The sequence below is a fragment of the Seonamhaeicola sediminis genome (assembly GCF_004358095.2).
In the GTDB taxonomy this organism is placed as follows: Bacteria; Bacteroidota; Bacteroidia; order Flavobacteriales; family Flavobacteriaceae; genus Seonamhaeicola; species Seonamhaeicola sediminis.
Genome location: NZ_SMZJ02000002.1, coordinates 12,517 through 27,095, shown reverse-complemented (window position 1 = coordinate 27,095; position 14,579 = coordinate 12,517). Strand labels below are relative to the sequence as shown.

At 32.7% G+C, this 14,579-nt stretch carries 13 protein-coding genes; 2 read left to right on the top strand and 11 right to left on the bottom strand.

Features of this window, described 5'->3' with window-relative positions:
• Positions 1–22 precede the first annotated feature (22 nt).
• The 6 genes from E1J38_RS02735 to E1J38_RS02710 form a co-directional block, all read right to left on the bottom strand.
• Positions 23–772 carry an SGNH/GDSL hydrolase family protein gene (locus E1J38_RS02735; protein WP_133355968.1) on the bottom strand — a complete coding sequence of 250 codons (750 nt, stop codon included), beginning with the start codon at positions 770–772 and terminating at the stop codon, positions 23–25.
• 119 nt (positions 773–891) lie between these two features.
• Positions 892–2,976, bottom strand: a complete 2,085-nt coding sequence (locus tag E1J38_RS02730; protein ID WP_255449770.1) for a TonB-dependent receptor domain-containing protein — start codon at positions 2,974–2,976, stop codon at positions 892–894.
• Positions 2,977–3,078: 102 nt separating this feature from the next.
• Positions 3,079–3,447 (bottom strand): hypothetical protein, encoded by a 369-nt coding sequence (locus tag E1J38_RS02725; protein ID WP_133355969.1) that lies wholly within the window; start codon positions 3,445–3,447, stop codon positions 3,079–3,081.
• A gap of 92 nt (positions 3,448–3,539) precedes the next feature.
• Complete coding sequence (locus E1J38_RS02720; RefSeq protein WP_133355970.1) at positions 3,540–6,992, bottom strand: PPi-type phosphoenolpyruvate carboxykinase family protein; 3,453 nt, start codon at positions 6,990–6,992, stop codon at positions 3,540–3,542.
• Between the two features lie 148 nt (positions 6,993–7,140).
• The gene (locus tag E1J38_RS02715; RefSeq protein WP_133355971.1) at positions 7,141–8,319 is read right to left on the bottom strand and encodes an acyl-CoA dehydrogenase family protein; all 1,179 of its coding nucleotides are present in this window, start codon (positions 8,317–8,319) and stop codon (positions 7,141–7,143) included.
• Positions 8,320–8,416: 97 nt separating this feature from the next.
• Positions 8,417–9,154, bottom strand: a complete 738-nt coding sequence (locus E1J38_RS02710; protein ID WP_133355972.1) for a tRNA1(Val) (adenine(37)-N6)-methyltransferase — start codon at positions 9,152–9,154, stop codon at positions 8,417–8,419.
• A 135-nt stretch (positions 9,155–9,289) separates the two neighbouring features.
• On the opposite strand from E1J38_RS02710, the gene E1J38_RS02705 reads away from it, so the two are divergent.
• Positions 9,290–9,742, top strand: a complete 453-nt coding sequence (locus E1J38_RS02705; RefSeq protein WP_133355973.1) for a DUF2383 domain-containing protein — start codon at positions 9,290–9,292, stop codon at positions 9,740–9,742.
• A 4-nt stretch (positions 9,743–9,746) separates the two neighbouring features.
• Here E1J38_RS02705 and rimM read toward each other — a convergent pair whose 3' ends face one another.
• Both rimM and E1J38_RS02695 read right to left on the bottom strand, forming a co-directional pair.
• Positions 9,747–10,271: a ribosome maturation factor RimM gene (gene rimM / locus E1J38_RS02700; protein WP_133355974.1), complete on the bottom strand. Its 525-nt coding sequence runs from the start codon at positions 10,269–10,271 to the stop codon at positions 9,747–9,749.
• Between the two features lie 174 nt (positions 10,272–10,445).
• Positions 10,446–10,964 (bottom strand): 30S ribosomal protein S16, encoded by a 519-nt coding sequence (locus E1J38_RS02695; protein ID WP_133355975.1) that lies wholly within the window; start codon positions 10,962–10,964, stop codon positions 10,446–10,448.
• 333 nt (positions 10,965–11,297) lie between these two features.
• On the opposite strand from E1J38_RS02695, the gene E1J38_RS02690 reads away from it, so the two are divergent.
• Complete coding sequence (locus E1J38_RS02690) at positions 11,298–11,747, top strand: ferritin-like domain-containing protein (protein WP_133355976.1); 450 nt, start codon at positions 11,298–11,300, stop codon at positions 11,745–11,747.
• 121 nt (positions 11,748–11,868) lie between these two features.
• On the opposite strand, the gene E1J38_RS02685 is transcribed toward E1J38_RS02690, so the two are convergent.
• From E1J38_RS02685 to nrfD, 3 genes are all read right to left on the bottom strand, one after another.
• Complete coding sequence (locus E1J38_RS02685) at positions 11,869–12,267, bottom strand: c-type cytochrome (protein ID WP_133355977.1); 399 nt, start codon at positions 12,265–12,267, stop codon at positions 11,869–11,871.
• Positions 12,268–12,334: 67 nt separating this feature from the next.
• Positions 12,335–13,237 (bottom strand): hypothetical protein, encoded by a 903-nt coding sequence (locus E1J38_RS02680; RefSeq protein ID WP_133355978.1) that lies wholly within the window; start codon positions 13,235–13,237, stop codon positions 12,335–12,337.
• Positions 13,237–14,577, bottom strand: coding sequence for an NrfD/PsrC family molybdoenzyme membrane anchor subunit (gene nrfD / locus E1J38_RS02675; RefSeq protein ID WP_133355979.1), 1,341 nt, complete (start codon positions 14,575–14,577; stop codon positions 13,237–13,239). The genes E1J38_RS02680 and nrfD overlap by 1 nt, the downstream gene beginning before the upstream one ends.
• Positions 14,578–14,579 lie beyond the last annotated feature (2 nt).

Genomic DNA, 14,579 nt, shown 5'->3' with positions numbered 1-14,579 from the left:
AATTTTAGTAGCGTAGAATCTATTAATCTTTTAATTTTTCGAGTGCTAAAGGTAAAAGGAGATTAGCAACTCTATTGTAAGCCAGTGCTGAGAGATGTAAACCATCATCTGCAACCAAAGAGGTGTTTGTTAATCCTGTTCTGCTCATGTCTGTAATGTTTACAAAGTCAATATTATTAGTGTTACAATACGATTGGATAAATGTATTATAAGTATCTATTTGAGCGCTTACATTAACAGAGCTTGCAAAATTAGATCCATACGGAGTAAAAGTGTAATCAGGTATTGAAATAACAATGATATTAGATTTGTCACCTTTTGCTAGTGCAATAGATTTATCTACCAATTGAGAAAACTCTCGTTCAAAAATAGAAAATGAAAGTCCTTGAAATTGATTATTAACACCAATGAGTAAAGTAACTAAATCATAATCTTTGATTAAATTTTCATCATTAATAGCATTGATTAATTTGTTTGTAGGCCATCCAGTTTGTGCAACTATTTTTAAATCAAAAGTCTTGTCTGTACCCATTTCAGATTTTAATTTATCTTTTAATTGTTCAGGAAAACTACAGGTATCACAAACACCCTCACCAATAGTATAACTATCGCCTAAAGATAATAGTTTAAAATTTGATTGGTTATTGGTATTATTGTTTTCTTGGGGAGTATCTAGGTTTTCAAGAAACCCCATATCATTGGCGTTAATGTCTTTACTGCAGCTAAAGTTCCAAAAAAGAGCAATAATTAATAAACAAAGGTTTTTGCACATTTTTTATTTTAAAGATACAACTTTATCAATAAATTTAAATCAAAGAAAAAGCACTTCATATGAAATGCTTTTTCTTTAATTTGCCAATAAAAGTAGAGTTCTAATGTGTGACCAAAAGTTTAGAACTTATATTGAAGGAACGCTGTAAAATTTCGCCCTGGTTCTGTAATTGGGCTCATATTAAAGTCTGCTTGATTTCTGTAGGAAAAATTTAAATGATTGGTGTAGGTCTCATCAAAAAGGTTTAAACAAGCAACTCCTAGTGTGAATTTTTCAAACAAGGTAGCGCCTAATTTTACATCTAAAGTTTCAAAACTTGGAGTTTCTATTTCTCCAAATGATGGAGCTATATGAGATTGTCTTGAAGTAACGTTGTATAAAATCTTAGCCCAATAAAATTCTTTATCTATACCCCAAATAAACGTTGAAGTAAATGGAGGATTTAACGGTAGAGACTCACCAAAATCCTTATTCTTAGTCCTTACATAAGCTGATTGATTTTGAATATAAAAACTCTTTAGAAAATTAAACTTAACCATAAACTCTAGTCCCGTTTTATAGGCATCATCAATGTTTATAAACACTTTAGTGAACTGGGGTTGTTGCATTGGCATGAACTTTCTAGGAATAGAGGGGTCTATAATGGCAGAAATATAATTGTCATAGACACTATAAAAAGCAGATAGTTGATAAGTGAAATTATTAAATGCATTTATCTGGGAATATCCTTTAAAACCAATTTCAAATTGATTATTAATTTCTGGTTTTAATAATGGGTTTCCTAAATATTCAAAGCTGTCTTGACCAACTGTAAAATGATTGATATAACGTTCAATCATATTGGCTGTTCTAACGCCACGCCCATAAGCCACTTCCATGATTGTGTTGTTGGAAATTTTTTGTTTTATAGACATGGTTCCACTAAAATTAGTTTCGCTCTGCCGTACATCATTTCCATAAATTGAGGCAAAGTCATCTTCCAAATCTTTTGCATTAGTATTTACTAAATCTAAACGTAAACCAGCTGTAAAAGTTGTTTTGTTAATTTGATATTTAGCTTCAGAAAACAAACCAATATCATTTAAACTGGCATCTTGCCAAATTTTATCTTGCCTTACTATGGGTTCTGGAAGCATATTGCCATTCATCATTTTAATGGTACGTGTGCGCGTTCCTTCTCTTCCAATTAAATTAGCGTCGGTACCAATGAAGAGGTTCATTTTATTAAATAGCCAATGAGTTTCTATTTTTCCGCCAATAGTGGTTGAATTCACTGGAGAAGATGCAAAAACCATATTGAAATTAGGTCTGTTTTCATTGGTCATTAAGTGATCAACATAGCTGTAAAATCCTTTTACAGTAATTCCTTTTAAAGTATTCGAAATACCCTCAGCTTTATAATCTAATGAAACAATGGTGCTATTGTCATACTCGGTATCCATTGGTAATGCAGCATGCTTGATGTCTCTTCCAAACGATTGTCGCCAATGACCTTGTAAATATTGTTTTTCAGAAAGGTTATATCCTAATTTTAATCCATAATCTGTACTTTTAAAAGCAGAGGGAATGGCATTATTATCACCATCTTCATAGTCTTCAAAATCTCTGTAACCTATATTTCCGGAAATATTGAATTTAGAGGAAACATGCTGTAATTGAAGCATATTAACAAGAGCATTGCCATTGGTTTCATAGCCGGCAGAAGCTTTTCCATGAAATCCATTTTCTAGAGTATTGTGGTCTTTGGTTACCATGTTTACAATACCTCCAAAAGTAGCACCGTATCTTACAGTGTAAGGGCCTTTTACTACTTCAATTTTTTCAATTTCTTCTGGTATTACATGAGTAGTAATTGGATCCATTCTATTAGGGCAGGCATGTAACGCTTTGGTGCCACCATCATACATCACATTTAATTGCTCATAAGCCGATGCTCTAAAGGTTGGATCAATTGCATAATTACCACGTTTTATTAGAGAGAATCCATTTATTTCAGAAAATAAATCTGCTACATTTTTGGGTTGCGTACCTTTTTTATGGTAGTCATTTTTAACAGTACTATGTGTGGGGTCTGTATTTGAATTTCCTGTTACAATTACATCAGGTAATTGTGTTGTTTTTGTAACAGTACTGTCCTGTTTTGTTTGGGAGTATGTTAAACTAACAAACAAAATATTAAGGCACAAAGCCATATATTTTCTCATTGTTATAGTTTGAAAATGTTTTTAAATAATTTTTTTTTAATTATATTCAAAGTGATATACATAAATAGTTTCCGAGTATTTATGCTGTAAAATTTTAAAAACTTAAACTATAGGAGGTTGAAAAAGAACTTCTTTGAAAGTGAAGTTGTAAAGATTGTTGTAAAAGAATGCTTGTGTTTCTTTTAACGTGTAATTATTTTCGGTTTTGATATTTAGTATGTTAACAAACCCAATGGGGTAATTTTCCATTGAAATTGATAAAGCCTTAGAAGGTTCTTGCTCTTGTTGTTTTTTAATTTCTTTGGCTAGATGGCATTTACCATTACATTGAAGCTCTGGCTTGTCTTTGTTAATACATAAAAATTCAGCTATATAATCTTGATTAAGTACATATTCAACATAAGGTTGAATGGGTCTTAACATAGCAATTAAGTATAAAAACGCTAAAAGTGTTGCTACTGTTTTATGCAAATGCAAAAAATTTTTGCAAATATATTTATTGGTTTTAAACCAACAAAAGGAAGTCCAAAGAATTCTCTGGACTTCCTTATGGTTTAAGAATGTTATTTTTTAAATAGAGGGTCTGCACCAATGGTGCCAACTAAACTGCTTACATAATCGTTAGAGGTTACTCTGTTGTATAATTTTTGTATAGCTTCTAAACGTTCCTTAATATTTAATTCTTCTGATAAAACATCGTTATTTGGGTCTGCTTTAAAAGTTTCTAAATATTTAATTTGAGAACCATAATATTGGATGTCCTTTTGTTGTTTTAATTCTAACCTTTCTTTATACCAATCACTATTTAAGATATAATCTCTATTAAAGAACTTTCTCAATTCAGGATCATTAATATCTTTACCTTCATAATTTCCGTACGCCATTATGTGTAACAATATTTTTAAAGGCGGTATAGCCGCTTCAATGCTACCATCCTCAAAATAGTTTAAAGCTACTTTTTGCTGTGCTTCAACAATATTGTTTATGCCGTCAACATAATCTTCCATTCCTTGAAGTTCTGGTTTTAGCATTCTTTCACTAAATACGGCAGTAGGTTCATCAAACAATCTGTTCAAACATAATAAGGCAAATGTTTTAGTAATTCTGTAACCTAATCTGCTTGCTAATACTTTTTTTCCTTCAAATTCAAAATCTTCAAGTTTTTCTAGAGAGCCGTTTTTAATAAGGTTATTAGGGTCTCTATCTTCAGGAGCCATTCTCGCCCAAATTTCGGGAATTAATAAACTTACGTCATGATCTATTTTATTTTCGGCACCTACATAACCTGCAGCTGTGCTAAATCCGTTAGATTCAGTTAAAATATGCGATAATAGGGCATTGTTTAAGTCTGTTGTTGGCGTTAACATATTAAACGGTGCCTTAGTTAGAGCTCCTTCAGATCCTGCCCCTGTGGTTGATGGAGATTTACCTGTTAAACTACAGATGAAATCCATAAACAATTCAGGGGCTTCCTGATAATGAATTGGGTTGTAAACAGCTAATGGTCTAATACCTGCTTCTTTATCTACGGGATTGTTTCTTCTGCCTGGTAATACTGCGTTTACCACATGAATTACAGGATCTTCAAATTTAATTTTTCTTTTTAAGCGCACACCCATATCAGAGATGTATATGGCTTCGTTTTCTTCATAAAATCTATTGGGCTCTAAATAACGTGGGTTTTTAGTAGGTAAACCATCTTCTATAATTCTTGGGTGTGATGGTAATACAAACTGAACATCATCGTCTTCATTATTAATAATTTCTAATATAAAATCCTGAACCGGTTTTGTGTACTTATCAAAATTGATGGTATCCTCATAAATTTCAATAGCATCTTTTTTAGTTAGCATTTCATAGTTAGTTAAAAACCTACCGTCAGAAATAATATCTAATTCAGCGCCTTTATCATAGCCTCTAACAATAGCTTCATCTGGTCTTTGAAATAGATGCGCCTCACAATTAATCAAGACTTTTACACTCTTGTTGGTATACTCAGGGTTTAAATCTTTGATTCTTTCCTTAGGAATTGTGATTGAGGCTGTTATATCGTCTTCAGTTTGAATTTTTTCACTGGCCGAAAAATCAGAGCGCAATTTATTCAACATCCAGTTGCCCTTTTGGTTAAAGCCAATTCTAACATAACTACCAACTACCGGTGTATGGTTATAAAGTAAATTTGTACCCTTAACACCATTGATGATATCTACAGTCATCATATCTTTCCAGTTAAGATTGGCACCATGTGCTTGTCTGAATAAACGTTTTACAAAAAGCACTAAAGACCGAATATGCACAGGGATGTTATTTAACCATTCATTAAACTCATCTGAGTTTTCTTCAGATGGTGTTAATAGTTTTACAACAGATCCTAAAGTTCTTTTTTCACTTAAAAGCGATCTTGATTTTGGTCTGTTAGGATCTTTATCTTTCCATCTTGTGGAATAATTAAATTCAATAATTTCATCGGCTTTCTTAAAATCTTCTTCAATGTCATGAATGTTGAATACGCTATAAGTGATAGCATTTTGCATAGATTTAGAAATCTCAGATTTTCCACCACCAGAAACGGTACAGGGTTTATGACAGAAGACACCTTCTGGATAGGTTTCTATTATGCGCCACAAATCAACAGACTTATGTTTTTCTAACCTTAGCTTATTTCCAGACGGGTGCATATACGTCTTATAAGGAGATATTTTTAGTTTTTGTTCCTTACCTTTATAATGCCATGTTATACTATTTGTATTTGTATTGAAAAATGATGATTCTGGTATGTAAACAATATTAGGATACTTTTTGTCTATAGCATAATTCTCGGGTTTTATCTCAATGCGGTCTCCTAAAAGCTGTTTAACATCTTCAAAAGTATGGTCTAACCCATAATATTTATTGTAATCATCACAGTTTACGGTATCACCCATAACACGTCTTGCGTATGCTATGGCACCACCCGCATGCTCTTCTTCCAGAATACCATATAAGTTAGCTGAATAACTAATTTGGGTTTTAATTTCTTTTTTAGAGTACCCATAATAGTTATCTGCTATTAGTGTAACTACAACACCTGTTTCATCTCTGCATGTTATTTTAAACGCGCCCCCATCATTATAAAGTTCGTGTTCTTCTATCCAGCACATGCCGTCTTTTTTCTGACGGTCTGTTGCGTGATCAAAATGAGGGAGTCCCACATCTTTCTTTTTAAGTTTTAATAGCTGAGGTGCAAGAATAATACACCCTGTATGTCCAGTCCAATGTTCTGGGTCTAAGGCAGCATCATTATGGGCTAAATTAGGATTACCACCATTCCCAAAAATATTTTCAACAAAGTCAAGGTTACTTACCAGAGAGCCAGGAGCAAAGAAGCGAACCTCAAGTCTTTTTTCTGAAATCACACCTTTTACTTCGGGGCAAACCACTGGTCTTAAAAGCATCGAAACCATGGTTTTAGCTTGCTCTTCTTGATTGGATGTAAATGGAAGTGTATTTAACTCATCTGAAGGTTTAAAGGCTTCATTTAAAAAGTGAGCCAATACTACTCTTGGTACTTCTTTTTTGTCTAGAGGAACCGGAAGCGGACCCTCAACAATATGAAACGTACCTTTTGTAGTTCTCTTATCATGTAAAGGGTTATTTAAAATGCCCTGTTTTAATCTTTTAGAATTCACTAAATCACTTTCAAATGAAGTGCCATCAGGGGGTAAGCTAGCTTCTCTGGCTTGCCCTTTTTTAGATAGTATTAAAGTGTCATTAGGTAGCTTATAAGGTTTATCAACTTTTACATCTTTTAAATAATCGTCAATAAAAGCCTGAATTCTTGAGTCTGCAGGACACAGGTGTTCTGCTAAAAGCCTTGATTTTTCTTTAAGGCTCATAATAAGAGGCTTTGTGGTTTTTTCAAATTCAGGGTCACAAAACTTTTCTACACTTTCTTCTTTGTCTTTGAAGGTGGGTTGTCCAATGGCTGCCAATTGTAAATTGATAAATTGAACAAGATCTTTTCTTGATGCTTTCATGTTTTTCTAACTTTGATTGTTGCTCGTAGTATACCTGTTACGAAATGTTGGAACAAATTTAGTTAGTGAAGGTATTAAAAAACCTGTCAAAAGTCATGTTAAGGGTATATTTTTACTAAAACGATGTAGTGTGTAGTACTTAAAGAGCTTACTTAAATCCATTCAACCCTGTAATATCCAACCCCGTAATTAATAAATGAATATCATGGGTGCCTTCATAGGTAATGACACTTTCTAGGTTCATCATATGGCGCATAATGGAGTATTCTCCAGTAATACCCATGCCACCTAAAATTTGACGTGCTTCTCTTGCAATATTAATGGCCATCTCTACATTATTGCGTTTTGCCATAGAGATTTGTGCAGAGGTTGCTTTTCCTTCGTTTCGCAATACGCCTAATCTCCATGCTAACAATTGGGCTTTGGTGATTTCTGTTATCATTTCAGCCAGCTTTTTCTGTTGCAATTGAAATTGCCCTATTGGTTTTCCAAATTGAATACGCTCTTTACTATATCGTAAAGCGGTATCATAACAATCCATTGCGGCTCCAATGGCTCCCCAAGCAATGCCATAACGTGCGGAATCTAAACAGCCTAAGGGTGCACCCAAACCAGATTTATTGGGGAGGAGATTTTCCTTGGGGACTTTTACATCATCAAAAATTAACTCCCCAGTGGCAGAGGCTCTTAAGGACCATTTATTATGAGTTTCAGGCGTTGTAAAACCTTCCATTCCACGCTCCACTATTAATCCATGAATTCGTCCTTGTTCGTTTTTAGCCCAAACTATTGCTACTTGAGCAAAGGGTGCATTGCTAATCCATAGTTTGGCTCCGTTTAGCAAATAGTGGTCGCCCATATCTTTGAAGTTGGTTGCCATACCTCCGGGGTTACTGCCGTGGTCAGGTTCGGTAAGCCCAAAGCAACCTACCCATTTGCCACTAGCTAATTTTGGTAAATATTTTTTACGTTGAGTTTCATTACCATATTTCCAAATGGGGTACATTACCAATGATGATTGTACTGAAGCTGTAGAGCGGATTCCAGAATCACCTCTTTCAATTTCTTGCATGATAAGCCCATAACTAATTTGATCTAGGCCTGCACCGCCATATTCAACTGGAATGTAAGGACCAAAAGCACCAATTTCGGCTAAACCACCAATAATTTGTTTTGGGAATTCTGCTTTTTGAGCATAGTCCTCTATAATTGGTGATACTGACCGTTTTACCCATTCGCGCGTTGTGTCTCTTACAAGTTTATGTTCGGCAGAAAGTAATTCATCTAAATTGTAATAATCCGGAGCTTCAAATAAATCAGGCTTCATAAATTTAATTTTATTCAGTCGTTAGGTAAATTTATTGAAAAAAAACGGATTATTAATATGGTTTTTTACGGATATTATAAGACTAAAAACTGGGGTGTTACATATTTAAATAAAAATCTTTGGTGAGATTAATATAGTCTTGAGTGTATTGATGTCTTGCGCTCTCAATAGTTATTTTTTCTATAATAGTCTCGCTTTCATGGAAAGATAACTCCATTAAGCTTCGCTTGATTTCTGAAGTTTCATTGCCTTTTACATGAAGAATTTTATTTGTAAAAAGGTTGAATTGTTCTGCTAATTCAATAAAAACAGCTTCCTCTTTAAAGGGAATGATTACACAAAAACAACCGTTTTCAGAGAGTAGTTTTGAAGTGTTTTCAAGTAAGTGTTTAAAAGGAAGAGCATCTTGAAATCGGGCAATATCTCTTGCGTTATTTTCAGTTTTATAATTTTCAGAATAAAATGGAGGGTTTGATATAATTAAATCGTATTTGTTGTCATTTCCTAAATCCTCTTCAAGCAGTTCTTCTGTAAATTCTTCTAAAGCGGCATGATAGCAAAACAGTCTGTCTCCCCATGGTGATTGCTCAAAGTTATTAACACATTGCTCGTAAGCATCATCATCAATTTCAATAGCATCAATAATTTCAGCATAACTTCTTTGAGCCAACATTAAAGCAACAATACCAGTACCAGCACCAATGTCTAAAATGGAAAATGGGTTTCTATGAATTGATGCCCAAGCACCAAGTAAAACACCATCGGTTCCAACTTTCATAGCACATTGGTCTTGGTCTATTTTAAATTGCTTAAAATGAAAAGTTTTATTAGACATATAGCTGTTTTAGGAATGCTGCAATAGTAAAAATTAATTTTAAATGTTGAAAATTATGTTAAAACTTTATACGTAATGAGTCACAAAGGAGTTATAATTATGTATATTGTTGGTGTTAAAAAATAAGTAAGATTGATGAAGCACATTGAATTTATCCTTGAAAAGTTAAACGATTTATTGATTTTAAACGAAGAAGTAGAGAAGGCATACAATAAGGCAAGTAATATGGTTGAAGATTCTTATTACAAAGCTTTTTCTAAAGAAAGAAGTATAGAACGAGGGGAATTTGCCAGATTATTGAAAAAGGAGTTGCAAAAATTGGAGGGGAAAAGTAACAATTTAATTGCTATTAAAAGAAGGGGGCAACTCATTAGAACTAATTATAAGAGTTCTTTAAAAATTGAAAATGAATCTGGATTTCTTGCTCGAATTTATGATATTGAATTATTGAGTGTTAGAAATTATGATGAATTTCTTAGTCAAATGAATTTGCCGTTATCACTATGTAAGTTGGTACTTAAACAACGCGATATTATTCAAACAAGACTACATGCCATTGAAAGAGGCGAAGAAATATATGCTTCCTAAAAATTTATAGATACAAATCTATGAGACCCTCTGGGGTTTCTACAATAATAGTTTTATTATTTCTATCAACCTTCACGATGAATTCATCGTTCATGGGAATTAAAATGTCTGTGCCATGTCTATCAATTTCAAACAAGGCTTGCGCTGTAGAATCATTAATACCAGTTATAGTGCCAACTTCTCCAAAATTCTTGTCTTTGATAGTAAACCCAATCACTTCGTGAAAGTAAAATTTATTACCCTCAAGTTTTGGTAATAATTCTAAAGGAAGATATAATTCACTTTTAATCAGGGTGTCCGCTTCTGCTTCAGAATCAATGTCTTCAAATTTAATTCTTAATAAATCAGATTTATGAAGTTGTGATGTTTCAATAAAAAATGGAACAAGGTTGTTTTTTAAGTCTATAAAAATAGCATCTAAGTTTTCATAAAGTTCAGGTTGATCGGTATCAAGTTTAGCTAAAACTTCACCTTTAAAACTGTATTTTTTTACAATTTTGCCCAGATAAAAACAATCGTCTTTCTTCATGAGAAATTTTTATTTGTCACCCTGAATTTATTTCAGGGTCTCATTATTCAAATTATGAGATCCCAATATGCATCGGGATTTTTTCAATCATGTATTTTGGTGAGTCAAAAAATTATTTCACAAAAAAACTCCGACACTAAGTATCGGAGTTTAAAAGTATAAAAAATAATTTTTTTATTCTTCTTCGTTTGTAGCTTCGGCTTCAGCAGCAACTTCTTCAGTAGCCTCTTCTGCTTCTTCAACAACAGGAGCTGCAGCAGCAATTCTTGCTTCATTAACTGCTTTTTCAGCAGCTAAGGCATCGGCTTTAGCTTTAGCATCAGCTTCAGATAATCCGTCAGCTTTAGCTTGAATTTTAGCCGCTTTTTCTTCTAACCAAGCATTGAATTTTTCTTCAGCTTGTTCTTCGGTTAAAGCACCTTTTTTCACACCACCTGCTAAATGATTTTTCAATAAAGCACCTTTGTAAGATAATAATGCTTTTGCAGTATCAGTAGGTTGTGCACCATTTTGTAACCACTTTACAGAACCATCAACATCTAGTTCAATAGTTGCAGGGTTAGTGTTTGGATTGTAAACACCTAATTTTTCTAAGTATCTACCATCTCTTTTTGAGCGCGCATCTGCGGCAACAATCCAGTAAAAAGGTTTCCCTTTTTTACCATGTCTTTGTAATCTAATCTTTACTGGCATAATAATTAATTATTTGAGGTTCCCGACCTCGGGTTATTAATAAGGGCGCAAAGATACCTTAATATTTTTAATTTTCAAGCAATTAACTAAAAATAATAGGTAAAATAGAGGGGTGTATTTGTATTAAACATGAAAGTGTGTTTTCTAGTAATTAATTATTGTTGAAAACAGAATTGATAGGACGTTTTTAAATTGTTAATGAATCTTAATACTATTATAAAATCTGTTAAAACCCTTGACAAAAGAGGTTTTTAGCCTTATGTTAAATGTAGAGATGTGAAACAATACGCATCTATAAAGAATTTATTGAAATTTTAAACTGAAAATGATTTTATGAAGTACACTGAAAAAATTTCAAACCAATTAAATGAATTATTAATCAAGAATATCGATGCCGAAAAAGGGTATAAGAATGCTGCAAAAAATGTAGATATACATACTTTGAAGCAATTTTTTGAAAGAATGTCAACTGAACGAGGTGAGTTTGCCAAAGAGCTAAAAAAAGAAATTCTAAGATATGGTGAAGAGCCCAAGGACTCTGGGAGCTTTAAAGGTTTAGTACACAGAAATTGGATGACCTTAAAATCGACATTTTCATCCAATGATGAGGAGGCAATAATTGAAGAAGTTCTCCGCGGAGAAGAAAAGAGCTTAGAGGCTTACTTTAATATTCTTAGAGAAAGAAACTTGCTGGCAAGTATTGATGCCTTATTGTTTAAGCAAAAAAATGCTATACAAGCTACCATTAATTCTATGAAAACACATGAAGAATTAGTGTCATAAATATAAATAACGGTTATGAAATTTAAACCCTTTCCTTATTATAGGAAAGGGTTTTTGTTTTTTGTTAGAAATAGTTGTAGCTCACTAACCAAATCTTAACTTTGTTAATGAAAAAAAATCTTTATTCTTTTAGTGTTCTAATGTAATTAACTATTAGCCAAACGTCTTCTTCGTCTGGGATTTTCTTTTCATAATTAGGCATATCATTTCTACCAATATAGCTTTTGTAAAAAATAGCACCATCAGATTGACTTTGGAATTCTGATGTTGAGAAATCTCCTAAATCACCATCAACTTCTTCAGCTTTTGGCCCATCTCCTAAACCAGATTTTCCATGGCAAGATTTACAGTGTTTATTATAAAGGGTTTTGCCAATATCAAGATCTTCAGATGGGTCTGTTGGGTTTTTCATTTTCTCATACTTTGCAGGTACTATCCACTCATCTTGAAATGCGGAAGTGAACGAGTAAAATGCAAAAGAAATAATTCCTATAACTGCTAAAGTTTTAATTGTTTTCATGTTATGATTCTTTTTTTGGTTTATGTATTTAAAATATTTCAAAAATAATGCCACTTATTTTAACAAATTACTGATTTTTAGAATTCATTTCCAATGCTTTACCCTCTTTTTTAATTGAGAATAAATTTAGGATGGTGTAAGCGTAATTTGCCCAAACACCAACTAATAAAATGGTTAAAACTATGTACATCCAAATAGGGGCAGCCTCAGTCCATAAGGAGTTGCTTTCTACTTCATCTTGTTGGTTAAACACTCCCCAGTTTGCATATTTTTTAGCCATTACATTGCCAAATTCATCATGATCTTCAATAATGGCATAAACCGTAAGGTTGCCATCAACATCACCTGGAATATCAGTTGGCATTTCAAATTCAAGTTTACCATCTTCTATATACCCTTCTTCAATTGGCATTTTGGAAAGCATACCGTTTACTGATATTATGATATCAGACTCTTCAATATTTTGTTTAGTTCCTAAACTATCAATAACAAAGGCATTGACCAGAACTGTTTTAACACTATCAATTTCTTTTAGGTCTAACTCTAAGTGTAAATCTTTAACACTTATTGTCTCTTCTTGTTCGTCTATAGCATCGGTTCCCTTAAAATAAGCTTTTAAATTGATATTTCCTTCTTCATCAGTCAAATAACTTTGATTTTCAGCAAGTGTTATTTGCGCAATTCCTTCCTTATTTGTTTTTGATTTGCCTAGTAATACTTCCTCATCATTTAAAATATTAAAGAATTGTATTTCGGCATCAAGCACTGGTACTTTGTCTTTTCTGTCTTTTTTGTTTCTAGCAATAAGTTGTGCCTCAAGCATTCTAGAGTTGTCAGCTTGTTTTACAGTTTTGAAATAAAATAACATTCTGTAATTATCAATAGAAGTTTCTTGAGCAGAACTCCTTATGTTAAACAATAACCCAATTATTAAGACTAATACAGAATATTTATAAAAAGTAGTTTTCATTATTTCTGATTTTGAGTTATTTGTTTTGTTTTTTTCTGCTGCTCTCTTTCATTATCAATTATTCCAGACATTGGAATAATGGGTACTAATCGCATTAATAAAATGAAGAACAAAATAAAAGCTGCTACGCCTGCAAAACTTAAGGCCCATTCTATCCATGTTGCAGAATAGTGAATGAACTCTGATCTGGAATCTTGAATAGGTAAATAAGGTGTTTCTAAAGTAGGTACAACAATAAGGTACCTATTAAACCATAAACCTAAAACAGCAATTAAAGCTGCAAAGGTTATGGATTTTATGGTTCTTAGTTTTTTAAAGAATAAGATAACGATAGGAATCAAAACACCAATGTAGTTTGCAAAAATAAACATCCAGAAATATCTGTTAAAAAGTGTATTAAGAAGATTAACATCGTGTGTTTTGTGACTAAACCACCTTGAAAAATATTCGCTGAAAGTAAAATATCCAAACAGTAAAGAGATAACTAGTAAAATAACGCCAGCACCTATAAAATGTACTTTTCTAATGTAATGTTCTAAATGATAGAACTTACGTATGAGGTACATAGCAATAATAATAACACCAACACCAGAATATAACCCCGCAACAATAAAGTAAGGAGCAAATATGGAACTATTCCAGCCAGGTTGAAGCGTTAAGCTGAAAATCCAAGCTAAAACTGAGTATGCAATGATTGCCAAAGCAATAATCATGGCAGACATGGTTCTGGTTATCTTATGAAGTTTTTCACGTTGTGTTGGTGTATCATAATACCCTATGGCTAATTTTTTGTATAACTTTTGTTTCCAAGCGGGTGCCTTTTTGCTATTATCTCTAAGAATTGCAAAATCTGGTATAAATGTTAAGTATAAATAGATAAAACACCCGATTAAGTCTGTTATAATTGCTATAATATCCCAAGTAATGGGTGATTGAATTCTAGGATAAATGAATAAATAATGAAGCCTGTCTAATCTGCCAATACACAGTAAAATAAATATAGGACCAATGATTAATGATAATACTGTAATGATTTCAACAATTCTCATTACTGAATTTTTCCAAGGTGTTTTAAAGAAATGTAAAATACCTGAAATAAAGGCTCCAGAGTAACTTAAACACACAAAGAAAATAAAATTGATGATATAAATGCCCCAAACCACATTATCTCGCATCCCTGTTACTTCATGACCTTTTACGGCTTGAAGAATAAAGGCTATTATTCCAACTAAGATGACTGCTATTAAAAATACCATCCAAATTTTTGAGGTTTTGGTTGACTTTTTTAGCATTGGAGAAAACTCTTTAACTAATTCTCTTTTTCTAATTTCTAAATCCATAA

Bases quoted from the DNA above. Each gene is read 5' to 3' on its own strand.
- E1J38_RS02720 (WP_133355970.1), bottom strand. From the start codon at position 6,992: ATGAAAGCATCAAGAAAAGATCTTGTTCAATTTATCAATTTACAATTG.
- E1J38_RS02735 (WP_133355968.1), bottom strand. From the start codon at position 772: ATGTGCAAAAACCTTTGTTTATTAATTATTGCTCTTTTTTGGAACTTT.
- E1J38_RS02715 (WP_133355971.1), bottom strand. From the start codon at position 8,319: ATGAAGCCTGATTTATTTGAAGCTCCGGATTATTACAATTTAGATGAA.
- E1J38_RS02695 (WP_133355975.1), bottom strand. From the start codon at position 10,964: ATGCCAGTAAAGATTAGATTACAAAGACATGGTAAAAAAGGGAAACCT.
- E1J38_RS02710 (WP_133355972.1), bottom strand. From the start codon at position 9,154: ATGTCTAATAAAACTTTTCATTTTAAGCAATTTAAAATAGACCAAGAC.
- E1J38_RS02705 (WP_133355973.1), top strand. From the start codon at position 9,290: ATGAAGCACATTGAATTTATCCTTGAAAAGTTAAACGATTTATTGATT.
- rimM (WP_133355974.1), bottom strand. From the start codon at position 10,271: ATGAAGAAAGACGATTGTTTTTATCTGGGCAAAATTGTAAAAAAATAC.
- nrfD (WP_133355979.1), bottom strand. From the start codon at position 14,577: ATGGATTTAGAAATTAGAAAAAGAGAATTAGTTAAAGAGTTTTCTCCA.
- E1J38_RS02690 (WP_133355976.1), top strand. From the start codon at position 11,298: ATGAAGTACACTGAAAAAATTTCAAACCAATTAAATGAATTATTAATC.
- E1J38_RS02685 (WP_133355977.1), bottom strand. From the start codon at position 12,267: ATGAAAACAATTAAAACTTTAGCAGTTATAGGAATTATTTCTTTTGCA.
- E1J38_RS02730 (WP_255449770.1), bottom strand. From the start codon at position 2,976: ATGAGAAAATATATGGCTTTGTGCCTTAATATTTTGTTTGTTAGTTTA.
- E1J38_RS02680 (WP_133355978.1), bottom strand. From the start codon at position 13,237: ATGAAAACTACTTTTTATAAATATTCTGTATTAGTCTTAATAATTGGG.